This is a genomic window from Bartonella tribocorum (assembly GCF_002777915.1).
GTDB lineage: Bacteria > Pseudomonadota > Alphaproteobacteria > Rhizobiales > Rhizobiaceae > Bartonella > Bartonella tribocorum_A.
In genome coordinates this window covers 19,169-43,025 of sequence record NZ_NJGE01000001.1, presented here as the reverse complement: position 1 = coordinate 43,025, position 23,857 = coordinate 19,169, and the positions used below count along the sequence as shown (strand labels likewise).

The window sequence follows — 23,857 nt, the reverse complement described above, 5'->3', positions numbered from 1 at the left end:
TAAAGCAAAATGAGCGAAACACGAATTATCGCTATTGCAAACCAAAAGGGTGGAGTGGGAAAAACAACCACAGCAATTAATCTTGCAACAGCTTTAGCTGCCATTGGTGAAAATGTTCTTATTATGGATGTTGATCCACAAGGTAATGCAAGTACAGGCTTAGGAATTGATCGTAATAGCCGACCTTTATCGTCTTATGATGTTTTGGTTTCAGGCGTTTCGATTACACAAGCAGCTTTAAAAACAGCCGTACCCAATCTTCATATTGTTCCTTCTACACTTGATCTTTTAGGTGTGGAGATGGAAATTTCTTCATCACAAGATCGTATCCAACGTTTACGTAAAGCTCTCTATGATGATCCGGAAATGGAAAAAAAATTCAATTATATTTTAATTGATTGTCCACCGTCACTTAATCTTCTTACATTGAATGCTATGGGGGCTGCCGATTCTGTTTTGGTACCTATGCAATGTGAATTTTTAGCGCTTGAAGGTTTAAGCCAATTGCTTGAAACAGTAAAACAAGTGCGATCTGTTCTTAATCCATCCCTAGAAATTCAGGGTATTGTTCTAACAATGTATGATGGGCGGAATAATCTTTCAAATCAAGTTGTTGAAGATGTACGTTCTTTTATGGGAGATAAAGTGTATCGTACTGTTATTCCACGAAATGTAAGAGTATCAGAAGCACCCTCTTTTGGTAAACCTGTATTACTTTATGATCTTAAATGTGCTGGAAGCCAAGCTTATTTGCGTCTAGCATCAGAAGTGATTCAACGTGAAAAACAAGCACGCGCTGCTGCTTAGAAATATAAAAAATAATCTAAAAATTCAAAGAGAAAAATTATGAATGATGATCTCTCAAAAAAAAGACTAGGACGTGGATTAGCGGCATTGATTGGAGATATCAATTTAAACAATAATCTTGCACGTTCATCAAGCTTTGATAAATTAACGGAATCCGGTAGCTTTTCTGAACGATTTATACCTATTGAATCTATTTCATGTAATCCTCATAATCCACGACGTCATTTTACTGAAACAGAGCTTGATAATTTGGCTCAATCAATTCGTCAGCACGGTGTGGTTCAACCGGTTATTGTAAGGCCTTTAAGAGATCATTCTCATCGGTTTGAATTGATCGCTGGTGAACGGCGCTGGCGTGCAGCACAACGTGCAAATTTAAGTCAATTACCCGTTATTATTCGTGATGTGGATGATAAAACCGCTTTGGAATTGGCTATTATTGAAAATGTTCAGCGGGCAGATCTTAATCCTATTGAAGAAGCAAAAGGATATGAGATGCTGTTGAATGAACATGATTATACACAAGTGGATTTAGCGCAAGTTATTGGAAAAAGTCGTAGTCATGTTGCAAATACGCTTCGTTTGCTAAAACTTCCAGAAAAAGTACAACAATTCTTAACAGATGGGCAACTTTCTGCGGGACATGCTCGTTGTCTTATAACCGTTGATAATCCACAAGATTTAGCTGAAAAAATTATCCGTGAAGGGCTTTCTGTACGTCAAACAGAAATACTTGCATATGAACAGGCAAATCCTAAGACTAAAAAACGTACGACTGTGGAAAAAAATGCAGAAACAAAATCTTTAGAAAAATTACTTGCAGATGTTATTGGAATGAAAGTTATTATTCGTCATGGTAAAAAAGGTGGCGATTTAAAAATACGTTATTCTTCATTAGAACAATTAGATGAAATTTGCCGTCGTTTACAAAGTTAATCAATTATTTTAAAAAGAGTTTTTTTAACAATTCCCTTTTAAAATTTTGATCATTCTATACATATGATTTTTAGCAAATTCTATATTGCTTGAAGATATGGCGTTTTTTTCATAAGTAGAACTCTCTCCATTTGTCAGCACAATCAAGGTTTCTTGAAGAGAATGGAGAGCAATAATAAAATCTTTTGGTGTGAGATTATTTTCTTTTAAAATATTTACGAGTCCTTGTTTACTAGAAATATAGGCAATGTCATTTTCAATACTATCGCTATCAGTGGTGCTATACTTTTTTGTGCTTATTTTTTCTGGATCTTGAGATAAATTTTTACATTTCTTTTCAATTTTTTCTAACTTCACAAGAAGATCTTCTGTCAAGAGGTAATTTGCAATAAGAGCTGATGTAAAAGAAAGCTTATCTGTCTCTTGTTTTTGTTCTTGAGCGTATGATACAAAAGGAAAAAGGAACAAAAGGCACAATGCAAGTTTAAACATGACTAAAAATTATCCTTTCTTTTGTGAATTTTAATAAAAAACTTTCTGTTTATTGCTCTTTGTTTTTATAAAAATCATTTGTAAATATAATAGGAATATAAGGTAATTATTGGGAATGGTTAAAATACGATGATTTTTTGATAGAGACATATCTCTCACGAAGAATAGAACTCCATTGGATAGCTAATTCATATGCTTGTTTTAAAAGACTTTTTTCAATAGTCTGGAGTTCATTTCGAGATGATGTCCGTGAAATAGTATAACTCTAAAGCTCCATGAATAATATAAAATTATAGAGCTCCTCTATTTTTATGGCTTATGAAAAAGCAAGCCGCATCATCATACATTTCGCCAGTTCTCAATGTGCGGGGAAGTTTTTGGTACTTGAGACTATTCATCAAAGGTATTCTTATTGTAGAGTTTTACTCCACAAAACTGCCCTCACTTGTGATGTGTAAGCGGATGTTTTTATTGATTCAACATATAAAATAGTAAATTATCATTATAAATCAATATATTAACTTATTATAGCAATGGGATGATATTTTTCAACGTTTCGTAATTGACTAGTTTTTCAAAATGAGTCGCTTACAGTTTCCTGAAATATTCATTGTTTTGTAAAAATGGTTTTTAACAAATTCAAGATTTTTTAAAAATATAATATTTTTCTCAGATGAATATTCTTTTTCGAATGCAAATACAAGAAGCATTAATATGATGTCAAGCGTTAAGGTTCCAGCAGCAAAAGATTTTGCTGTGAGGTTGTTTTCTTTTAAAATATTCAAGAACTTTGGTTTACTAGAAATATAGGTGGTGTAATTTTCAACACTAGAAAAGATATTAGAGTCATAAGTGTAAGTATTATTTTCTATTTCTGGAAGCAGATTTTTACATTCTTTTTCAATTTTTTCTAACTTTAAAAGAAAATCTTCTGTTAAGAGATAATTTTTAGTAATTGGTGATATAAGAGAAGACTTATCCGTTTTTTTTTCTTGAGCATATGATACAAAAGGAAAAAGGAAGATAAAGAAAAATGCAAGTTTAAACATAACTAAAAATTATCCTTTCTTTTTCGAATTTCAGCAAAAACTTCTTCATCTGTAGCGTCGTTCATTGAAAGTTTTTGTCTGATTGCTGGATCATTCCAGCGAAGAAAGGGGTTTGTTGCTTTTTCTTGCCCTAAAGTGACAGGGAGAGTCATAGCATTTTTTGCGCGTAATGAGAAAACTTCTTCTGCTCTTTGTTGAAGTTTTTGATTATGTGGATCAAGTGTCAATGCGAAAAGAGCATTGTTTTTTGTGTACTCGTGTCCACAATAAAGAAGTGTTTCATCAGGAAGTTCTCGAAGCTTTTTTAAAGAATTTAGCATTTGTACTGCTGTTCCCTCAAATAAGCGTCCACAGCCAAGTGAGAAAAGCGTATCTCCAGCAAAGAGTAATTTCTTTTCAGGAAAATAATAGGATAATGCGCCCAAAGTATGGCCAGGTGTTGAAAGAGCTAAGAGCGAGTGAGAACCAAAGAGAAATTTCTCATCAGGTTGAAGTGTTTGATCAAGATGATGAATTTTTTCTTTTTCTGCTTCTGGTCCGATAACCATAGCGTTGTACACTTGTTTTAATTCTGCTACGGCTTCTACGTGATCATAATGATGGTGAGTCACAAAAATAGTGTGAAGTGTCCAATTATGACGCTTTAAAGCATTGTGAATTGCTTTGCTTTCAGGAGCATCTATTGCAGCTGTCGTACCGCTTTTTTCATCATGAATGAGTATACCAAAATTATCTTCTCGACAGATAAACTGCTCAATCAACATGTCTTTTTCTCCTGAACAGTTTATCTGTCAATAAATATATAAAGTAATCTGTCGTCGTAAATTTGTTTAAGAATTAGATTTATCCTCTTCTGTAAAAAGCCCTTGTGAGTGTTTTATAATGATGGGCATTTGGGTAAGCATGAAAAGAACCGTTATAGGCATCACGCCAAAAACTTTGAAACTTGTCCAAAAATTATCACTAAAATTGCGCCAAATGATTTCATTCAAAAGAGCAAGAAAAACGAAAAAAAACGCCCAACGATAGGTGAGTTTTTGCCAGCCTAAATCATCAAGTTTTAAGGTAGAGTCAAGAGCATACCGTAAAAGTGGTTTTTTAAAAAACATCCCACCAAAAAGTATAAAAGCAAATAAGCTGTTAATGATTGTTGGTTTCATCTTTATGAAAGTTTCATTATGAAGCCAGAGCGTTAGAAAGCCAAAAATGAGAACAAATATTCCCGAAATAAGAGGCATAATAGGAATTTGTCTTGCAAGAATCCATGATAAGCTTAAAGAAATAACAATCGCTACCATAAAAATAGCTGTTGCAGGGAAAATGGGCTTACTAAAATTTTGAAAAAATCCAATGTTTTTTATCAACCATTCTCCCTTATAATTGGCAAAAAAGAAGGTGACCAAAGGGCCCATTTCTAAGAGGAATTTAAGTGTTGGTGAGAGGGAAGTTTTTTTATTATCATTCATATTTTTCTCAGAATTAAAATTATTGTGTGAATTAGGGTTAGATAAAGGCTGTTTCATGCATGTTTTCCTACGATAGTTTCGGCAAAGTCAGAAGCAGAAAAGGGCTGAAGGTCTTCAATATTCTCTCCTACACCGATAAAATAAATAGGTAATTTATATTTTGCTGCGATAGCGACAAGAATTCCTCCTCGTGCAGTCCCATCTAGCTTTGTCATGACTAAACCATTAACACCGGCAATATCACGGAAAGTCTCTACTTGGCTGAGTGCATTTTGTCCGGTGGTTGCATCGAGAGTTTGAAGGATTGTATGGGGCGCTTGGGGGGAATGTTTTCTTAAAACACGAATAATTTTCGCTAACTCATCCATCAATTCAGATTTATTTTGTAAACGCCCTGCTGTATCAATAATTAATACATCACTGTTTGCTGTTTTTGCTTTCTCAAAAGCATCAAAGGCTAAACTTGCGGCATCGGCACCCAATTTGGTTGAAATAACAGGAGAATCGGTACGTTGCCCCCAAATATGTAATTGTTCAATCGCTGCAGCTCGGAAAGTGTCACCAGCAGCAAGCATAACTTTTAGTCCCCCTTCAGTTAATTTGGCTGCAAGCTTTCCAATTGTTGTCGTTTTTCCAGTACCATTTACACCTACTAACAAAATAACATGAGGCTTATGACTGAGATCAAGTTCTAATGGTATTGCTACAGGTTCCAGAACTTTTTTGATTTCATTAGCAACAATCGTTTGAATGTCATCTGGGGAGAGATCCTTTTCATAACGACTGGAAGCTAAAGTATTCGTGATGTGTGTTGCTGTTTCTACACCGAGGTCAGCTTGAATAAGAATATCTTCGAATTCTTGCAATGTCTCTTCATCAAGTTTTCTTTTAACAAAGAGGTCGCCAATTGAGCCGCTTAGGCGTTGTGAAGAAAGGGTTAAACCTTTTTTAAGACGCCCAAACCACGCTGTCTTTTTTTGTTCAACAGAGGATTCAGGTAAAGTTTTTTCGCTCTTTTTTTCACGGATGGTGTCTGTGACAATAACTTTGCCATAAGGAGGAATTTTAGCGCTATCTGAATTGGACTCTAAAAATTGGGATTTTTTATCACATTCTAAAGATTTTAACTTTTGATTTTCTACCTTTTCTTCTTGTTCTGCGTCTGTAGAGATTTGATTATTTTTTTCCTTTTCTTCTATTATATCGTTTTTATCAGGAATAGGAATTTGTTCCATTTCCTGTTCTTTAGATTTGTTAAAAGAGAATATTTTTTTTATAAAAGATTTCGTCATAAGGGTTTTCCGGCTCAAGCAGCGTTTAATTTTGGAAGGACAGCAATTAATTTATCGCCATCATGGTCAATGATAAGGGCTTGAACAATTGTTCCTGCTTTTGCACCTTTAATTTGTACAAGAGTATAATCTTCTGTCCGTCCAATTTCATCTTTTTCAACAAGAATTGTTTGTTGGCTGTTTTGTAAATGAGCAAGATGTTTTTGGTAAGCTTCCTCACCTGCTTTACGCAATTTTTCAGCACGCATCTTAACTATTTTACGGTTGACTTGTGGCATTCGTGCGGCAGGTGTACCTTCTCTTGGACTAAAGGGGAAAACATGAAGGTGGGTTAAATGACAATCTTTGATTAAAGAAAGACTGTTTTGAAACATCTCTTCTGTTTCCGTAGGAAAACCAGCAATTAAGTCGGCACCATAAACCATTGTAGGACGTTTGGCACGCAATTCTTGGCAAAATTGAATAGCATGTTCACGCAAATGCCGACGTTTCATCCGTTTTAAAATCATATTATCGCCTGCTTGCAAAGATAGATGCAAATGGGGCATGATCCTTTTTTCATAGGCTAAAAGATTTATGAGTTCTTCGTCTGCTTCAATGGAATCAATAGATGAGAGGCGTAATCGGGCTAAGTCAGGGACATGATGCAAAATGGCTGAAGTTAATTTTCCTAGAGTCGCTTTTCCGGGCAGATCGTGACCATAACTTGTAAGGTCAACACCTGTAAGGACCACTTCTTGAATCCCCTCACCTGTCAGCTTTTTGATTTGCTCTATGACAGCTCCCATGGGAACTGAACGAGAGGGTCCACGTCCATAAGGAATAATGCAAAATGTACAGCGATGATCGCATCCGTTTTGCACCTGTACAAAAGCACGGGTGCGTTCTTGCATTGCACTGACCATATGGGGAGCAATTTTTTTCACTTCCATGATATCATTGATGCGCACCTTTTCAGAATGGTTAATACCAAAATCAGGAAGTTGACGATAAGAATGGGCATGAAGTTTGTCTTCGTTTCCTAAAACGAGATCGACTTCTGTCATAGAGGCAAAATTTTGTGCTTCTGTTTGAGCAGCACATCCTGTAACAATAATGCGGGCATGAGGATTTTCACGTCGCGCTTTGCGGATAGCTTGTTTTGCTTGTCGTACGGCTTCTGCTGTGACAGCACAGGTATTGAAAATAATAGCACCATCTTTAAGTTGGTCTAGCCCTGAAGAAGTGCTTTCTTTGCGAATGATTTCCGATTCGTAGCTATTGAGTCGACAACCAAAAGTTACAATTTCTACTGCCATTAAGAGAGATCCTTTTTGTAGCAGCCTGTTAAAGGATTTAAAAAACCACTAAATTGATATTTTATTGGTCCCGTCATAATAATATGATCGTCTTCTCGGTAAAAAATATTAAGTATTCCCCCTGGTAAATTCACATCGATATGGCGCTGTGTCAGACCACGTCGATAAGCGGCTACCGCACTGGCACACGCAGCACTCCCACATGCTTGTGTTAACCCTGCTCCTCTCTCCCATGTACGTAAATTTAGACTTTTCTTTGACGTTATGCAAGCAATGGAAATATTGCACCGTTCTGGAAAAAGGGGATCATGTTCAAGTTTTGGTCCATATTTTTCTAATGGAATATGTTGAAGATCATTTTCAACAAAAAAGATCGCATGGAGATTACCAATAGATATAAGGCAAGCATCTTTTAGGGGGCCAGCTGTAATTTCTACGTGATTGGTATCAACTATTTCACGTGAAACAGGCATCTCTTTTGCATTGAAATTTGGGCATCCCATATCAACAGAGATGAGGTTGTCGGACTGCCGGCTTCCTTCAATAATTCCAGCAGGTGTTTCTAAACAAAAATTTTCACCCAAATCGTGATCTGTGAGCCATGCAATAACACAGCGCGTACCGTTGCCACAAGCTTTAGCTTTTGAACCATCAGCATTCCATATTTCAATACGGAAGTCAGCTTTGTTCTTTGTTGGTTTGTGGATAGCCATGATTTGATCAAAATGCATTGCAGGATCTGCCGATAAAGCAAGGATTGCTTGTACTGTGAGAGCCTGTGTGCTTTCGCGCATATCAGCAACAATAATTTGATTTCCAAGACCATCCATTTTGCTAAATGGCGTTTTCATGAAGTTTCTCTATATAATTACTTATCAAGGGATATATGACTGAAAATCTTATAAATTTCTAGTGTTTAATAAAATATAAAACTAGGTACATAAATTATTTCGTTTAAAATGGAGTAATTTTAATCCTGTTTTTTTAATTTGTTAATTTATCTTTGTAATTATAACGAATATTCACTTAATTTTTTAGTGAGTTTATTTATTGTCGTGGGAGAGAGTACAGATATGTCGTTTTCAAAAAATTCGTTTTTCGTTGCAATGTCAACTGTAATGCTTTTAGGGGGATGTTCAACAACGCGGTTTAACAGTAATGATAACAGTAACGCATTAGAAGTTTTTTATCCATCTCAACAAATGACAACATTAGAAGTGACTGATTCATCGTATGCTTCTTCGTCGATATCTGAAGATGCAAACGCTTCGATGTATGAGAAAGGAGATTCTCAGAGTGATGGAAGAATGGCTAGTCTCGAATTGCCAAGCAATGCCAATGATTTATTTCCTGCAAGTATTGCTGGGGTATGGAATCTTTCTATAGGGGGTAAAGTTTGTCGGATTGCAACACCACAAACAAAGTTTGGACAAGGTTACCGCGCTGGTCCTTTACATTGTCCAGGAATTGCTTCTCAAGTGAGATCGTGGGCAGTTAAAGGAAAAAGATTATATTTTTATAATAATTCTGGACGTGTTATCATTGCGCTTTATTCTTCAAATGTTGATCGTTTTGAGGGACGTACACTTGATGATCATCCTGTTGTTTTAAGCCGTTAGATCATTTTTGACCGCTTATGAAAAAATAAGCTATATGGGCAGATTCGTGAAAAGAATTTGTATTTTTCATTGAAAACGGTTGGAAAAAGGTTGTTTGGATGGTTCTCGTTTCAACGCGCTATAAGGAGTTGGTCTCTAAAGGGAAAGTCCGTTTTGATTCAGCTCAATTGGCTGTGACAGAGCACTTTGATCATTTATTAAAAAAAATTTCGGAACATAATGTTTCTCGTCCTTGGTCTTGGATATTTGGGTCTTTTTTAAAAGGAATATTTAAAAAGGAAAGGCAAAGTTTTTCTGGTGTTGCAAAACAAAGGGATGAAAATGGTTCTTTTCAAGGATTGTATATTTATGGTGAAGTAGGACGGGGTAAAACCATGCTCATGGATTTGTTCTTTTCTTGTTTGCCGAAGACCCATAAAAAGCGCGCGCATTTTAATGATTTTATGGCTGATGTACATGAGCGTATTAATTTTTATCGTCAAGCATCTGGGCGTGCAAAATCTAAACAAGATAATCCTATTTTAGCTGTTGCTGAAGATCTTGCACAAGAAGCAAAGGTACTTTGTTTTGATGAATTTAGTGTAACAGATATTGCTGATGCTATGGTGTTAGGGCGGCTTATTTCTGCTTTGTTTGATAAGGGAATTTTCTTTATTGCCACTTCAAATGTGGCGCCGCATAATCTTTATTATAACGGTTTAAATCGTGAACTGTTTTTGCCTTTTATTCAAACTTTGAAAGCATATGTTCGTGTTGTTAATCTTGATGCACAAACAGATTATCGTCTTGAAAAATCAAATCTACAGCCTGTGTATGTAACACCATTAGGGAAAAAAGCAGATGAATGCATGGATCAAGCGTGGGCATTTGTGTTGCAGGGACATAAGGAAATATCTGATGAGCTTTCTATAAGAGGACGCCTCATTCCTATTCCCCGTTTTGCTGCCGGTTGTGCGCGCTTTGATTATCGAGATTTGTGTACAAAGCCTTTGGCTGCAGCTGAGTATTTGGTATTAGGAGAGCGTTATCATACGATTTTTATCGATAATGTACCGATTATGGATGATACATGTCGCAATGAAACAAAACGGTTTATTTTACTTATTGATATTCTTTATGAACGCCACATCCGGTTATTTATGTCGGCAGCAGAAGGGGTGGAAGATTTGTATAAAGGGCATGCTCAGACTGCGGAAACATTTGAATTTCAAAGAACACAGTCGCGTCTTTTTGAAATGCAAAGCTACGATTATTTGAAGTTTTGGGAAGAACATTTTCTTTTGAAGAAGAAGCATTGATTATACTTTTACATTTACGTAAACTGTAAAAACAATAACTCTTTGAAATCAAAGAAATGTAATAATTCTGTTGTATTTTTTTGAAATTCACTTTATCGATACATCATGATAATTTTCTAATAGTTGTTTGTGCGGAGGGTTGTTATTTTTGTAAGGAGAGAAATTTGTAAATTTCATTTCTTTACTCCTTTTTATGATATTGTTTAAATATGGTTGAAGTCAAAAATATTCAGTATATGAGCGCTGATGAATGTGCGCTGAATTATCTAAATGTTAGGAGAAATAAAATGGCACGAAAAAAGATAGCTCTCATTGGTTCAGGTATGATTGGGGGTACTTTAGCGCATATTATTGGGCTTAAAGAACTTGCTGATGTGGTTTTGTTTGATATTACAGAAGGTATGCCACAGGGTAAAGCTCTTGATATTGCTGAATCTTCTCCCGTTGACGGTTTTGATGTTAATTTAAAAGGTGCAAATGCCTATGAAGCAATTGAAGGGTCTGATGTTGTTATTGTAACAGCAGGCGTGGCACGCAAACCTAGCATGAGTCGTGACGATCTTTTGGGTATTAATTTAAAAGTCATGGAACAGGTTGGTGCTGGGATTAAAAAATATGCACCTTCGGCTTTTGTTATTTGTATCACAAATCCTCTTGATGCAATGGTGTGGGCGTTGCAGAAATTTTCAGGTCTTCCGGTGCATAAAGTGGTTGGTATGGCTGGTATTCTGGATTCTGCGCGTTTTCGTTATTTTTTATCTGAAGAATTTAAAGTTTCTATTAAAGATGTGACGGCTTTTGTTTTAGGGGGGCATGGTGATTCAATGGTGCCCTTGGTGCGTTATTCGACAGTTGGTGGTATTTCTTTGCCTGATCTTGTTAAAATGGGTTGGACAACACAAGAAAGAATTGATCAAATTATTCAACGTACCCGTGATGGTGGTGCGGAAGTTATTGGTTTGTTAAAAACAGGTTCTGCTTATTATGCACCAGCTGCTTCTGCTGTTTCTATGGCTGAAGCCTATTTAAAGGACACTAAGCGTGTTGTGCCTGTTGCAGCCTATCTTTCAGGGGAATATGGCATTAATGATACCTACGTTGGTGTTCCTGTTGTACTTGGTGCAGGTGGTGTTGAAAGGGTCATTGAAATTGATCTTGATAAAGAGGAAAGAGATGCTTTTGATTATTCCGTAAATGCGGTTAAAAAGCTTTGTGAAGCTTGTATTGCTCTTGTGCCTAGTCTCAAGTAATAAAACAAGATTTCATTCATTAAAATAAAGTAGTTTAGAATATTAGAACTTTAGGATTAATAATAATCCATAAAAGAAAAGGACAAATGCATGAATATCCATGAGTATCAGGCCAAACGTCTGCTTCATGAATATGGAGCACCCATTGCAAATGGTGTTGCTGTTTATTCTGTAGAGCAAGCTGAAAAATGGGCAAAAAAATTGCTTGGACCTCTCTATGTGGTCAAAAGTCAGATACATGCAGGTGGTCGTGGTAAGGGGAAGTTTAAAGAACTTGGTCCTGAGGCAAAAGGTGGTGTTCGGCTTGCACAATCTGTTGAAGAGGTTGTTGCAAATGTTCAAGAAATGCTTGGGAAAACTTTGGTAACCAAACAAACTGGTCCAGAGGGTAAACAGGTCAATCGTCTTTATATTGAGGATGGTGCTGATATTGAGCGCGAACTTTATCTTTCACTTTTGGTTGATCGTAGCGTTGGTCGGATTGCTTTTGTTGTTTCAACAGAAGGTGGAATGGATATTGAAACAGTTGCTGAAGAAACACCGGAAAAAATCTTCACATTGCCCATTGATGAGACAGAGGGAGTTACTTCTGCTGATTGTGCAAGACTTTGTGATGCATTAGAATTGCACGATAGTGCACGGGAAGATGGTGAAAAGCTTTTTCCAATTCTCTATAAGGCGTTTTGTGAAAAAGATATGAGCCTTTTAGAAATTAATCCGCTTATCGTGATGAAAGATGGTCATTTGCGCGTTCTTGATGCAAAAGTTTCTTTTGATAATAATGCTTTGTTTCGTCATCCAGATATTTTAGAATTGCGCGATCTTTCAGAAGAAGATCCAAAAGAAATTGAAGCTTCAAAGCATGATCTTGCTTATGTTGCTCTTGAGGGCACAATTGGTTGTATGGTCAACGGTGCGGGGCTTGCTATGGCAACCATGGATATCATTAAGCTTTATGGAGCTGAGCCGGCAAATTTTTTGGATGTTGGTGGTGGTGCATCAAAAGAAAAAGTGACAGCTGCTTTTAAGATTATTACGGCTGATCCAAATGTTAAGGGCATTTTGGTTAACATTTTTGGTGGTATTATGCGTTGTGATGTTATTGCTGAAGGTGTGGTTGCTGCTGTGCGTGAAGTTGGTTTAAAGGTTCCTTTGGTTGTTCGTCTTGAAGGCACGAATGTTGAGCAGGGTAAAACAATAATCAATGACAGTGGTTTGAATGTTATTCCCGCTGATGATTTAGATGATGCTGCTCAAAAAATTGTTGCAGCCGTAAAGGGAGCTTAAGTGATGTCAATTCTTGTGAATAAGGATACAAAAGTTCTGGTTCAGGGACTTACAGGAAAAACAGGAACATTTCATACAGAACAGGCGCTTGCTTATCATGGCACGCAAATGGTTGGTGGTGTTAATCCTAAAAAAGGTGGAGAGACATGGGAAGGTTCAAAAGGTGAAACTCTTCCTATCTTTTCTAGTGTTTCAGAAGCAAAAGAAAAAACAGGCGCGGATGCTTCCGTTATTTATGTTCCTCCTGCAGGGGCTGCGGCAGCTATTATAGAAGCTATTGAAGCTGAAGTTCGTTTAATTATCTGTATTACGGAAGGCATTCCCGTTATGGATATGGTGAAAGTAAAGGCGCGATTAGAAAACTCAAAATCTCGCCTTATTGGTCCTAATTGTCCTGGTATTCTCACACCCAATGAGTGTAAAATTGGTATTATGCCTGGTTCTATTTTTAGAAAAGGCTCTGTTGGAGTTGTTTCACGGTCGGGAACTTTAACGTATGAAGCTGTTTTTCAAACGAGTCAGGAAGGTCTGGGACAAACAACCGCTATAGGGATTGGTGGTGATCCTGTTAAAGGAACTGAATTTATTGATGTGTTGGAAATGTTTTTAGCGGATGATGAAACCCAGTCTATTGTTATGATTGGTGAGATTGGTGGATCTGCTGAAGAAGAAGCAGCACAGTTTCTCCAAGATGAGGCAAGAAAGGGGCGTAAAAAGCCAGTTGTTGGCTTTATTGCTGGTCGTACGGCTCCTCCAGGACGGACTATGGGGCATGCAGGTGCTGTTATTTCGGGTGGTAAAGGTGGAGCAGAAGATAAAATTGCGGCAATGGAATCAGCAGGGATTCGTGTGTCTCCTTCGCCATCACAGATAGGTAAGACTTTGATGTCAGTTTTGAAAGGCTAAAAGAAGATTTCATCTGAAGTAAGAATATTTTCTTAATTCAGGTGAAAAAACTTGAGTATAAAAAGGTAAAACTTTTTTGAATGTTCGTACCCTCATCTGCTTTGTAAGCATTTAAAGGTCGAAAAGAGATATAAGGAGACGGAATAGATGTTCCGGAGAGGTATATGGCAAGGCAGGACGAGATAAATAGTCTTTTTGCACAGACGTCGTTTCTTTATGGTGGGAATGCAGATTATATAGATCAGCTTTATGCTCAGTATGAAAAAGATCCTACCAGTGTTGATTCACAATGGCGTGCTTTTTTTGAAGGTCTTCATGATAACAAAGAAGATGTTCTCAAAAATGCTGAAGGAGCAACATGGCAGCGTGATCATTGGCCACTGAAGCCAGATGGTGAGTTGGTTTCTGCTCTTGATGGTGATTGGTCTTCTCTTGAAAAATATCTTGGTGATAAATTAAAGGAAAAAGCAGAAACAGGGGCTGCTCAAAAGGGAAAGACTTCCAGTGAACAAGATATTATTCGTGCAACGCGTGATTCTGTTCACGCTATTATGATGATTCGTGCGTTTCGAGCACAAGGGCATCTTCGTGCAAAGCTTGATCCTCTTCAATTGGCTGAAAAGCTTGAGGATTATAAAGAACTTTCTCCAGAAGCTTATGGTTTTACTCCTGCTGATTATGAACGTCCCATTTTTATTGATAATGTTTTAGGATTGGAATATGCAACTATTCCGCAAATGCTTGAAATTCTCAATCGTGCCTATTGTTCAACAATCGGTGTGGAGTATATGCATGTTTCTGATCCAGTTCAGAAAGCATGGCTTCAAGAGCGTATTGAAGGACGAGATAAAAAAATTGCTTTCACGCAGCAAGACAAGAAAGCTATCCTGAATAAGCTTATTGAAGCAGAGGGATTCGAACAGTTTTTAGATACTAAATATAAAGGTACAAAACGTTTTGGACTTGATGGTGGTGAAGCGTTGATTCCTGCTCTTGAGCAAATTATTAAATGTGGTAGTGCTTTAGGGGTGCGGGAAGTTATTTTGGGAATGGCCCATCGTGGTCGTTTAAATGTTCTTTCACAAGTTCTCGCCAAGCCGCATAGAGCTATCTTTCACGAATTCAAAGGGGGATCTTATAAACCAGATGATGTAGAGGGATCAGGTGATGTTAAATATCATTTAGGAACGACTGCAGATTTGGACTTTGATGGGAATAAAGTTCATTTATCACTTTTGGCTAATCCTTCTCATCTTGAAATTGTTGATCCGGTTGTTATGGGAAAAGCACGTGCTAAACAAGATCAGCTTGTGGGCCCCCCACACACTGATTCACTCCCATTAAATGAGCGTTCAAAAGTGTTGCCATTGCTTATTCATGGTGATGCTGCTTTTGCAGGACAAGGTGTTATCCAAGAAACTTTTGGTCTTTCAGGTCTTAAAGGTTATCGTGTTGCAGGCTCACTTCATGTTATTATTAATAATCAGATTGGTTTTACAACAGCGCCACGTTTTTCACGTTCTTCGCCTTATCCATCTGATGTTGCAAAAATGATTGATGCTCCCATTTTCCATGTGAATGGGGATGATCCTGAAGCTGTTGTTTTTGTTGCAAAGATAGCAATGGAGTTTCGTCAAATTTTCCATAAACCGGTGGTCATTGATATGTTTTGTTATCGCCGTTATGGACATAATGAAGGCGATGAACCTTCCTTTACACAGCCACTTATGTATAAAGCAATTCGTAGTCATAAAACAACACTTCAGCTTTATAGTGATCAATTGATAGCAGAAGGAATGGTTTCTTCAGAAGAAATTGAGCAACAAAAAAAGTTATGGCGTGATAAACTTGAAGATGAATTGGAAGCAAGTGCTTCTTATAAACCTAATAAAGCTGATTGGCTTGATGGAAGTTGGACGGGACTCAAGGCTTTTAGTAATACTGATGAGCAACATTCTAGAACAACAGGCGTTGAGTTAAAGACTTTAAAGGAAATTGGTCAGAAACTTGTCGAAGTTCCAGCAAATTTTAATGTTCATAAAACGATACAGCGTTTTTTAAACAATCGTGCTAAAATTTTTGAAACGGGTGAGGGCGTTGATTGGGCAACCGCTGAAGCTCTCGCTTTTGGTTCGCTTTGTTTAGAAGGAGCGCCGGTTCGTCTTTCCGGTGAGGATGTTGAACGGGGAACTTTTTCACAACGTCATTCGGTTCTTTATGACCAAGAAAATGAAGCGCGTTATATTCCTTTGAACCATTTACAAAAAGGGCAAGCGCTTTATGAAGTTGTTAATTCTATGCTTTCTGAAGAAGCTGTTCTTGGTTTTGAATATGGATATTCTCTCGCTGAACCACGAGGATTAACACTTTGGGAAGCACAATTTGGTGACTTTTCTAATGGTGCACAGGTCATCTTTGATCAATTTATTTCATCCGCAGAGCGTAAATGGCTTCGTATGTCTGGTCTTGTGTGTTTATTACCTCATGGTTTTGAAGGGCAAGGACCGGAACATTCTTCTGCAAGGCTAGAGCGATTTCTTCAGCTTTGTGCGGAAGATAATATGCAGGTTGCTAATTGTACAACCCCTGCAAATTATTTTCACATTTTGCGTCGACAAATTAAGCGTGATTTCCGTAAGCCATTGATTTTAATGACACCAAAATCACTTTTGCGTCATAAGCGGGCCGTTTCTCTTCTCAGTGAAATGGGACCAGAAACAAGTTTTCATCGTGTGTTGCTTGATGATGCAGAATGTCTCAAAGATTCTGTCGTGAAATTGCAGAAAGATAATAAAATTCGTCGTGTCGTTCTTTGTACAGGAAAGGTTTATTATGACCTTTATGAAGAACGTGAGAAAAAGGGTATCGATGATGTTTATCTTCTTCGTGTTGAACAGTTGTATCCTTTCCCTGCAAAAGTTTTAGTGAATGTGTTGTCGCGCTTTTTGCAGGCAGAGGTTTTTTGGTGTCAAGAGGAACCAAAAAACATGGGGGCTTGGTCATTTATTGAGCCTTATTTGGAATGGGTTTTGACGCATATTAATGCGCAATATTCACGTGCTCGTTATGCAGGGCGTCCTGCGAGTGCGTCACCGGCCTCTGGGTTAATGGTGAAACACCTTGAACAACTGGCTGCGTTTCTTAAAGACGCGTTAGGTTCTTAATTTATTACTACTCTGATGTATGGAAAAATATTATGACTACAGAAATCCGTGTTCCTACTTTGGGCGAATCGGTTACCGAAGCAACGGTTGGCAAATGGTTTAAAAAACTTGGCGAAGCTGTCGCTATGGATGAGCCTTTGGTTGAATTAGAAACTGATAAGGTAACAGTTGAAGTTCCTTCTCCTGTTGCAGGGAAATTATCTGAAATCATTGCAAAAGAAGGCGATACGGTTGAAGTCAATGCTCTTTTAGGAGCGGTGGAAGCTGGTGAAGCTGGTGTTTCCCAATCATTTTCGCCTTCTGCTACACCTGTTCCAGCAGCTTCATCTGAATCGGAGAAGCCTGCTTCGAGCAGTACTATGCCTCCTTCACCTTCAGCAGCAAAATTGATGGCTGAAAATAATGTCGCAAAAAGTGATATCTCAGGTTCTGGAAAACGTGGACAAATTCTTAAAGGAGATGTTCTTGGTGGATTAGAACAAAGAACAAAGGCTTCTACACCTTCTTCTTCTGCGACGAGTTCTTCAGTGGCTCCTATTCCAGAAACGCGTGAAGAGCGGGTTCGTATGACGAAGTTGCGTCAAACAATTGCTCGTCGTCTTAAAGATGCGCAAAATGTAGCAGCGATGTTAACCACATTTAATGAGGTTGATATGTCGGCAGTGATGGATTTGCGCAAGCGTTATAAGGATCTTTTTGAAAAGAAACATGGTGTTAAACTTGGTTTTATGGGATTTTTTACCAAAGCTGTTTGTCATGCATTAAAAGAACTTCCTGCTGTTAATGCCGAAATCGATGGAACAGATATTGTTTACAAAAACTATGTCAATGTTGGAATTGCTGTTGGAACGGATAAAGGGCTTGTCGTTCCAGTGGTGCGTGATGCAGATCAAATGTCATTGGCAGAGATTGAAAAGGAGATTGGCCGTTTGGGGCGTCTTGCGCGTGATGGAAAATTAGCCGTTTCTGATATGCAAGGCGGAACTTTTACCATTACCAATGGTGGTGTGTATGGATCGTTGATGTCAACACCGATTTTGAATGCACCACAATCTGGTATTTTGGGAATGCATGCGATTAAAGAGCGAGCAATGGTTGTTGAGGGCCAAGTGGTCATCCGCCCCATGATGTATTTAGCGCTTTCTTATGATCACCGTATTGTGGATGGGCAAGAAGCTGTAACTTTCCTTGTGCGTATTAAGGAAAGCTTAGAAGATCCGGAACGCCTTGTTCTTGATTTGTAAAATACAGTTTTCGGGATGAAAGGAGAAACGGATGTCTTATGATGTGGCTGTGATCGGAGCGGGTCCAGGTGGTTATGTAGCAGCAATAAAGGCGGCACAATTAGGGCTTAAAGTAGCGATTATTGAAAAGCGTACAACATTAGGGGGAACATGTCTCAATGTTGGTTGTATACCTTCTAAAGCTTTGTTGCACGCTTCAGAAGTGTTTGCTGAAACTCAGCATGGTTTTGAAACACTTGGGATTTCTATTGGCAAATCTAAACTTAATCTTGAACAAATGATGGTTCATAAGAAAGCTGTGGTGACAGCCAATACAAGTGGCGTTTCTTTTTTGATGAAAAAAAATAAAGTTGATACTTTTTTTGGGACAGCCAAAATTTTGAGTGCTGGTCATGTGGAAGTTGTTGCCAGAGATGGTCATAAACAAACAATTGAAACAAAGAATATTATTATTGCTACAGGTTCAGAGAGTTCGGGCATTCCAGGGGTGAATGTTGAAATTGATGAAAAGACTATTGTTTCTTCTACGGGAGCCCTTTCACTTGAAAAAGTACCTGCCCATATGATTGTGGTTGGTGCTGGTGTCATTGGTTCAGAACTTGGGTCGGTTTGGAGCCGTTTAGGGGCTAAAGTGACTATTATTGAGTATCTTAATAAAGTTTTGGGCTCAATGGATGGTGAAGTTTCACGTCAATTTCAGAAATTAATGGAAAAACAAGGGATTGAATATAAAACGGGTGCAAAGGTAACAGCTATTACAAAATCTGATTCAACGGCTCAGGTGAGCTTTGAATCTGTCAAAGGTGGTGAATCTGAAACTTTAGAGGCTGATGTTGTGCTTATTGCGACTGGGCGCTCTCCTTATACGGAGGGGCTTGGCTTGAGTGAGGCTGGTGTTCAGTTAGATGAACGCGGCTTTATTGCAATTGATGCCCATTGGCAGACGAATGTTCCGGGAATTTATGCGATTGGTGATGTCGTAAAAGGGCCAATGTTAGCGCATAAAGCAGAGGAAGAAGGCGTTGCTGTGGCAGAAATTTTGGCAGGTCAAAGAGGACATGTTAATTTTGATGTTATTCCTAGTGTTGTTTATACACAGCCGGAAATTGCAAGTGTAGGAAAGACAGAAGAAGAACTGAAAGCCGCCGGTATTGAATATAATGTTGGCAAATTTCCTTTTATGGCCAATGGTCGTGCACGCGCAATGCAAAAGAGTGATGGGTTTGTTAAAATCCTTTCTGATAAAAAAACAGATCGGGTTTTGGGGGGGCATATTCTTGGATTTGCTGCTGGTGAAATGATCCACGAAATTGCAGTTTTAATGGAGTTTGGTGGTTCATCAGAAGATCTAGGCCGCTGTTGTCATGCACATCCTACCTTATCAGAAGCAGTTCGTGAAGCAGCTTTGGCAACATTTGCTAAACCACTTCATATTTAAAAAACTTTTAAAGAGTACATTTTAAAAGCACAGTAGGCAGCAAATATTTGTGAAGCATGCAACAACATTTTTAAAAAGAATAAAACCAATAGTATAAGGTGTTCTGCTTAATTTGTTGTGTGCTTTTCAATAATTGTTGTTTTAGATCTCAGTTGTGTAGTTTTGATTGATTATCTTGTTGTGCGCACTCGTTTAGAGCGAGTGAGTGCTTAGTCGTATTAAGTCTATGGAAGGTTTTATATATGAGGTATTTTTGTACTATTATAAAATATTCAAGATAGGATTCTCAGCCTATTTGCGTACTTTGTTTTAAAGAAACACCTCTCAAAAATCTCAAGCCTATTTCGCGATAGTATGCTCGTGAATGGTATAACCGTAAAGTTTTTCATGAAATATATAAACCCCATTATAGATCATCATCTTTATGTTTAATAAAAGATATAAGTCGGCACTATAAATTATATACTAACCTTCAATTATACACTTTTCGGCTATTTGAGAGAATTTATAAGAGGTATTTTTTTTGCTGTTACCTTTTATTCATACGGACTCCTCTGCTTGTGATATGTAAAAGAAATGGTTTTGATTAATTCAATATAAACAGATTTGTAGTGAGAGAATCCTACGGTATGAGGGGGCTCTCATTCAATGTGCAAAACAGTAAGTTATGCTTATAGTTTGTTGTATATTTAGAGAAAAATTTGCTTATCGCGTTTAATGAAGTGAAAAGCCAAGTGGAAGGCGTCGATAAGAAGCTTTATTATTTACAGACTATTGTTTATAGAAACAATAATTTATGATTATAAATCAATATGTTATTCATTATGATGAATCATATGAAGCGGCAATCCAAGAGGAATTTTCTCAAAGAAATAAATAGGATTGTTTAACGATTGGTGCGGGTTAGAAATCTTCATCCTTTAAAATCAAGAGGATGTCACATATTTTACAAAATACCACTCTTTTTAAAAGAGCGGTATTTTATATCTTTTGTTGAGACACTCTCTTTTTGATGACAATAGCAAGTCATACAGTATGATTAAAACAGTTTTTGCCTCTCTGTTATTTTTGATCAGTGTTTTCTGTATCTTAAAAAGATGATCTGTATCTTCTTTAAGGTTTTTAATAAATCCCAATGTTGCCAAAATACAATCTATAGCTAAAATTTTTGGCAAAACATAATTTCATAAGAATATTAAGTTTTTTTTATTTGGCGGTTTTGTGATAATTTAAAAGATCAAGCCTAATGCGGATACATTTAAAATTGTAATTTTTTATCCTCTTCTTGTTCTCTTATAAAGGTGGAAAGCCCCATATGATCAAGATATTTGAGGAAAGGGTGGGGTGGTAATTCTTCTACGTTGACCATCGTTTTAACATCCCATTCGCCTGTGGAAATGAGAAGAGCGGTTGCGGCGGCTGGTACACCAGCTGTATAAGAAATGCCTTGTGCTCCTGTTTCATGAAAAGCTTGTGTGTGATCGGCTACATTATAGATAAAAATTTCTTTTGGTTTTCCATCTTTTTCGCCTTTAATAAGATCTCCAATACAGGTTTTTCCTGTGTATTCTGGAGCGAGAGAGGAGGGATCAGGTAAGACAGCTTTTACAACTTTTAAAGGGACAATTTCTTGTCCTTCTGCTGTTTTAATGGGCTGCTCGGATAAGAGACCAAGATTTTTCAAAACGGTAAAAACAGTGATATAACGATCACTAAACCCCATCCAGAAGCGGATATTTTGGACATCAAGATTTTTGGAAAGAGAATGAATTTCATCATGTCCTGTCATATAGGCTTTTTGTTTTCCCACAACAGGAAGATCCCATTCATGGCTGACTTCAAACATTTTATTGGAAATCCATTTTTTATTTTGCCATGACCATACTTGTCCTGTAAATTCACGGAAGTTAATTTCTGGATCAAAGTTTGTAGCAAACCAACGCCCGTGATTTCCGGCGTTAATATCAATAATATCAATATCTGTGATTTTATCAAAATAACATTCATTTGCGAGCGCTGCATAGGCATTTACCACACCTGGATCAAAGCCTGCGCCTAAAATAGCAGTGATACCCGCTTGTTCACATTCTTGACGCCGAGGCCATTCATAATTGCCGTACCAAGGAGGAGTCTCACAAATTTTAAGAGGATCTTCGTGAATGGCAGTGTCAATATAAGCGCATTTGGTTTCGATACAAGCTGAAAGAACAGACATATTAAGAAAAGCTGAACCAACATTAATAACAATTTCGCATTTGGTTTTTTGGATGAGTTTTATAGTTTCTTCTACATTCATGGCATTGAGCGAATGGCCATTGAGAACACCTGGTTTTTTCATAGAATTTTTTTCTTTAATAGAAGTAATAATGGCCTCACATTTTTTGAGTGTTCGTGAAGCAATATGAATTTCACCAAGAAGATCGTTGTTTTGAGCACATTTGTGCGCAACAACTTGTGCAACACCTCCAGCACCAATAATGAGAACGTTTTTTTTCATTGTGGGTTCATCTCCTTTTTAATACTGTTGTATGACGTTTTTTGTGGTTATCTTTATGAAAGGCTTGTCCGATAGTCATTGTAGCTGAATTGGCGTTGCAGCGTTAATGTACCATCGCATTCTTTAAGAACAATAGCAGGCATTGTCACCCCATTAAACCAGTTTTTCTTGACCATTGTATAACCTGCTGCATCTTGAAAAGACAGTCTATCCCCTATTTTAAGAGGTTTTTGAAACTGAAATGTTCCAAAAATATCGCCAGCAAGACAGGATTTTCCGCAGATCATTATTTCGTGTTCTCCTTGATTGGGTTCTAATTTGGCATTTTCACGATAAATGAGAAGATCAAGCATATGGGCTTCGATTGAGCTATCAACGATGGCAAGATTTTTTTCGTTGTACAATGTGTCAAGAACGCTGACTTCTAAGGTGGTGCTTTTGGTGATAGCGGCTTCTCCTGGTTCTAGAAAAAGAGTGACACCATGGGTTTTTGCAAAATGCTTTAAGCGTTCTGCGAAAGCTTCTAAAGGATAATTTTCAGCTGTAAAATGAATTCCACCGCCAAGGCTTATCCAATCAACAGCAGAAAAAAGTTCTGAAAACTTTTCTTCCATAGCCCCAAGCATTTGGTTAAAAAGATCAAAATCAGCATTTTCACAATTGTTATGGATCATCAAGCCATTGATGAGAGGCAGAACTTCTTTAATAGCACTTTGGTTTGTTTCTCCTAAGCGACTAAAAGGGCGGGAGGGATTGGCAAGGTCAAAATCTGATGCACTCATTCCTGGGTTTAATCTTAGACCTCGTTGAATGGTTTTTGTTGCATCAGAAAAGCGTTGAAGTTGTTGGATTGAGTTGAAGATAATTTTATCTGCATAACCACAGGCTTCATCAATTTCGTGATCGGCCCAAGCAACCGAGTAAGCATGGGTTTCTTTGCCAAATTTTTCTCTTCCTAAACGCAACTCATAAAGAGATGAAGATGTGGTTCCATCCATGAATTCAGACATTAAATCAAAAACACTCCATGTGGCAAAACATTTCAAAGCAAGCAAAACTTTTGCCCCTGATATTTCTCGTAAACGAGAAATTGTTTGCATATTTTTGATGAGTTTCGATTTGTCTATAAGATAGTAGGGGGTTTTTATCATCATTTATTCATTCTTGTTTGAAGGATCTTATTGCTAAGATTAGCGTTTAGTACAAAGAGTAACAGAATGTCTCAAGAAAAAAGAATCTTAAGAAAAGAATCTGTTTCTGTCTAGCAATAGAAAAGCTTTCTGTAAAAGCTGTCATTTATTATTTTGAGTTTTGCGTATGAAAAAACAATTATATTATGCTTTAGCTTTTGTATTTATCAGCAGTCTTTTCATGATAACAACAGCTCTGGTTCATTTGGAGCAAAATAGAGGTGCTGCTAAAGCCAAATTGGTCTCTCAGACCTTTATTCAAGAGAGTTCGGTGCCTTTGATTTTTACGGGGCGTAGAGAACTGAATGGTTTTAAGGGTTATCATCATTATCGGCGTGGTTATGTTAAGTATAAAGATAATTGGTGGTATCCTGAAGCGGCTTTTGTTACATCACCGCATTTAAGCACAAAAGGCGTATCATTAAAAGATGTATCAGATGCTAAAAGGGTATTTTTAACGTCTTCTTCAGAAAAGCCAGAAAAAAAAGAGCTATGGATGCTTAAACAACATGTTGAATCTTGCCGTGCCCGTTATCGCTCTTATAATAAAAATGATAATAGTTTTCAGCCTTTTCATGGGCCTCGTAAACAGTGTTTATCGCGTTTTTTTAAAGGATAGAAATA

General features: G+C 37.5%; 20 protein-coding genes. 11 read left to right on the top strand and 9 right to left on the bottom strand.

Going from position 1 to position 23,857, the window contains the following annotated elements; genetic code table 11:
- Positions 1-9: 9 nt before the first annotated feature.
- Both CER18_RS00195 and CER18_RS00190 read left to right on the top strand, forming a co-directional pair.
- The gene (locus tag CER18_RS00195) at positions 10-807 is read left to right on the top strand and encodes a ParA family protein (RefSeq protein WP_100128105.1); all 798 of its coding nucleotides are present in this window, start codon (positions 10-12) and stop codon (positions 805-807) included.
- A 39-nt stretch (positions 808-846) separates the two neighbouring features.
- Entirely contained in the window at positions 847-1,743 is an 897-nt protein-coding gene (locus CER18_RS00190; RefSeq protein WP_100128104.1) for a ParB/RepB/Spo0J family partition protein, read from the top strand.
- A gap of 24 nt (positions 1,744-1,767) precedes the next feature.
- Here CER18_RS00190 and CER18_RS00185 read toward each other — a convergent pair whose 3' ends face one another.
- The 7 genes from CER18_RS00185 to dapF all read right to left on the bottom strand — a co-directional run bounded on the left by CER18_RS00185 (position 1,768) and on the right by dapF (position 8,191).
- Positions 1,768-2,235: a hypothetical protein gene (locus CER18_RS00185; RefSeq protein ID WP_100128103.1), complete on the bottom strand. Its 468-nt coding sequence runs from the start codon at positions 2,233-2,235 to the stop codon at positions 1,768-1,770.
- A gap of 566 nt (positions 2,236-2,801) precedes the next feature.
- Positions 2,802-3,284: a hypothetical protein gene (locus CER18_RS00180; protein WP_100128102.1), complete on the bottom strand. Its 483-nt coding sequence runs from the start codon at positions 3,282-3,284 to the stop codon at positions 2,802-2,804.
- A gap of 2 nt (positions 3,285-3,286) precedes the next feature.
- Positions 3,287-4,048, bottom strand: a complete 762-nt coding sequence (gloB, locus tag CER18_RS00175; protein WP_100128101.1) for a hydroxyacylglutathione hydrolase — start codon at positions 4,046-4,048, stop codon at positions 3,287-3,289.
- 66 nt (positions 4,049-4,114) lie between these two features.
- Positions 4,115-4,807, bottom strand: a complete 693-nt coding sequence (locus tag CER18_RS00170; protein WP_100128100.1) for a septation protein A — start codon at positions 4,805-4,807, stop codon at positions 4,115-4,117.
- Entirely contained in the window at positions 4,804-6,042 is a 1,239-nt protein-coding gene (gene ftsY, locus CER18_RS00165; RefSeq protein ID WP_100128099.1) for a signal recognition particle-docking protein FtsY, read from the bottom strand. Before ftsY ends, CER18_RS00170 begins: the two co-directional genes overlap by 4 nt.
- Before the next feature lie 14 nt (positions 6,043-6,056).
- The gene (gene mtaB / locus CER18_RS00160) at positions 6,057-7,340 is read right to left on the bottom strand and encodes a tRNA (N(6)-L-threonylcarbamoyladenosine(37)-C(2))-methylthiotransferase MtaB (protein ID WP_100128098.1); all 1,284 of its coding nucleotides are present in this window, start codon (positions 7,338-7,340) and stop codon (positions 6,057-6,059) included.
- Positions 7,340-8,191, bottom strand: coding sequence for a diaminopimelate epimerase (gene dapF / locus CER18_RS00155; protein WP_100128097.1), 852 nt, complete (start codon positions 8,189-8,191; stop codon positions 7,340-7,342). Before dapF ends, mtaB begins: the two co-directional genes overlap by 1 nt.
- Positions 8,192-8,413: 222 nt before the next feature.
- On the opposite strand from dapF, the gene CER18_RS00150 reads away from it, so the two are divergent.
- From CER18_RS00150 to lpdA, 8 genes are all read left to right on the top strand, one after another.
- Entirely contained in the window at positions 8,414-8,959 is a 546-nt protein-coding gene (locus CER18_RS00150) for an AprI/Inh family metalloprotease inhibitor (RefSeq protein ID WP_100128096.1), read from the top strand.
- A 98-nt stretch (positions 8,960-9,057) separates the two neighbouring features.
- The gene (gene zapE / locus CER18_RS00145) at positions 9,058-10,257 is read left to right on the top strand and encodes a cell division protein ZapE (RefSeq protein WP_100128095.1); all 1,200 of its coding nucleotides are present in this window, start codon (positions 9,058-9,060) and stop codon (positions 10,255-10,257) included.
- Between the two features lie 287 nt (positions 10,258-10,544).
- Positions 10,545-11,507, top strand: coding sequence for a malate dehydrogenase (mdh, locus tag CER18_RS00140; RefSeq protein ID WP_100128094.1), 963 nt, complete (start codon positions 10,545-10,547; stop codon positions 11,505-11,507).
- A gap of 90 nt (positions 11,508-11,597) precedes the next feature.
- Positions 11,598-12,794, top strand: coding sequence for an ADP-forming succinate--CoA ligase subunit beta (gene sucC / locus CER18_RS00135; protein ID WP_100128093.1), 1,197 nt, complete (start codon positions 11,598-11,600; stop codon positions 12,792-12,794).
- 3 nt (positions 12,795-12,797) lie between these two features.
- The gene (gene sucD, locus CER18_RS00130) at positions 12,798-13,700 is read left to right on the top strand and encodes a succinate--CoA ligase subunit alpha (RefSeq protein WP_100128092.1); all 903 of its coding nucleotides are present in this window, start codon (positions 12,798-12,800) and stop codon (positions 13,698-13,700) included.
- 164 nt (positions 13,701-13,864) lie between these two features.
- A complete protein-coding gene (locus CER18_RS00125; protein WP_100128091.1) occupies positions 13,865-16,864 on the top strand; it encodes a 2-oxoglutarate dehydrogenase E1 component in 3,000 nt (999 codons plus the stop codon).
- Between the two features lie 32 nt (positions 16,865-16,896).
- The gene (gene odhB / locus CER18_RS00120; RefSeq protein WP_100128090.1) at positions 16,897-18,108 is read left to right on the top strand and encodes a 2-oxoglutarate dehydrogenase complex dihydrolipoyllysine-residue succinyltransferase; all 1,212 of its coding nucleotides are present in this window, start codon (positions 16,897-16,899) and stop codon (positions 18,106-18,108) included.
- A gap of 31 nt (positions 18,109-18,139) precedes the next feature.
- On the top strand, positions 18,140-19,546 hold the full coding sequence (gene lpdA / locus CER18_RS00115; protein WP_100128089.1) for a dihydrolipoyl dehydrogenase: 1,407 nt from the start codon (positions 18,140-18,142) through the stop codon (positions 19,544-19,546).
- A 1,258-nt stretch (positions 19,547-20,804) separates the two neighbouring features.
- Here lpdA and CER18_RS00110 read toward each other — a convergent pair.
- Positions 20,805-22,043: a saccharopine dehydrogenase family protein gene (locus tag CER18_RS00110; RefSeq protein ID WP_100128088.1), complete on the bottom strand. Its 1,239-nt coding sequence runs from the start codon at positions 22,041-22,043 to the stop codon at positions 20,805-20,807.
- A gap of 53 nt (positions 22,044-22,096) precedes the next feature.
- The gene (locus CER18_RS00105; protein WP_100128241.1) at positions 22,097-23,194 is read right to left on the bottom strand and encodes a carboxynorspermidine decarboxylase; all 1,098 of its coding nucleotides are present in this window, start codon (positions 23,192-23,194) and stop codon (positions 22,097-22,099) included.
- A 160-nt stretch (positions 23,195-23,354) separates the two neighbouring features.
- On the opposite strand from CER18_RS00105, the gene CER18_RS00100 reads away from it, so the two are divergent.
- On the top strand, positions 23,355-23,852 hold the full coding sequence (locus CER18_RS00100; RefSeq protein ID WP_100128087.1) for a BA14K family protein: 498 nt from the start codon (positions 23,355-23,357) through the stop codon (positions 23,850-23,852).
- The last annotated feature ends 5 nt before the right edge of the window (positions 23,853-23,857 follow it).

Bases quoted from the DNA above. Each gene is read 5' to 3' on its own strand.
- CER18_RS00195 (WP_100128105.1), top strand. From the start codon at position 10: ATGAGCGAAACACGAATTATCGCTATTGCAAACCAAAAGGGTGGAGTG.
- CER18_RS00190 (WP_100128104.1), top strand. From the start codon at position 847: ATGAATGATGATCTCTCAAAAAAAAGACTAGGACGTGGATTAGCGGCA.
- CER18_RS00185 (WP_100128103.1), bottom strand. From the start codon at position 2,235: ATGTTTAAACTTGCATTGTGCCTTTTGTTCCTTTTTCCTTTTGTATCA.
- CER18_RS00180 (WP_100128102.1), bottom strand. From the start codon at position 3,284: ATGTTTAAACTTGCATTTTTCTTTATCTTCCTTTTTCCTTTTGTATCA.
- gloB (WP_100128101.1), bottom strand. From the start codon at position 4,048: ATGTTGATTGAGCAGTTTATCTGTCGAGAAGATAATTTTGGTATACTC.
- CER18_RS00170 (WP_100128100.1), bottom strand. From the start codon at position 4,807: ATGAAACAGCCTTTATCTAACCCTAATTCACACAATAATTTTAATTCT.
- ftsY (WP_100128099.1), bottom strand. From the start codon at position 6,042: ATGACGAAATCTTTTATAAAAAAAATATTCTCTTTTAACAAATCTAAA.
- mtaB (WP_100128098.1), bottom strand. From the start codon at position 7,340: ATGGCAGTAGAAATTGTAACTTTTGGTTGTCGACTCAATAGCTACGAA.
- dapF (WP_100128097.1), bottom strand. From the start codon at position 8,191: ATGAAAACGCCATTTAGCAAAATGGATGGTCTTGGAAATCAAATTATT.
- CER18_RS00150 (WP_100128096.1), top strand. From the start codon at position 8,414: ATGTCGTTTTCAAAAAATTCGTTTTTCGTTGCAATGTCAACTGTAATG.
- zapE (WP_100128095.1), top strand. From the start codon at position 9,058: ATGGTTCTCGTTTCAACGCGCTATAAGGAGTTGGTCTCTAAAGGGAAA.
- mdh (WP_100128094.1), top strand. From the start codon at position 10,545: ATGGCACGAAAAAAGATAGCTCTCATTGGTTCAGGTATGATTGGGGGT.
- sucC (WP_100128093.1), top strand. From the start codon at position 11,598: ATGAATATCCATGAGTATCAGGCCAAACGTCTGCTTCATGAATATGGA.
- sucD (WP_100128092.1), top strand. From the start codon at position 12,798: ATGTCAATTCTTGTGAATAAGGATACAAAAGTTCTGGTTCAGGGACTT.
- CER18_RS00125 (WP_100128091.1), top strand. From the start codon at position 13,865: ATGGCAAGGCAGGACGAGATAAATAGTCTTTTTGCACAGACGTCGTTT.
- odhB (WP_100128090.1), top strand. From the start codon at position 16,897: ATGACTACAGAAATCCGTGTTCCTACTTTGGGCGAATCGGTTACCGAA.
- lpdA (WP_100128089.1), top strand. From the start codon at position 18,140: ATGTCTTATGATGTGGCTGTGATCGGAGCGGGTCCAGGTGGTTATGTA.
- CER18_RS00110 (WP_100128088.1), bottom strand. From the start codon at position 22,043: ATGAAAAAAAACGTTCTCATTATTGGTGCTGGAGGTGTTGCACAAGTT.
- CER18_RS00105 (WP_100128241.1), bottom strand. From the start codon at position 23,194: ATGATAAAAACCCCCTACTATCTTATAGACAAATCGAAACTCATCAAA.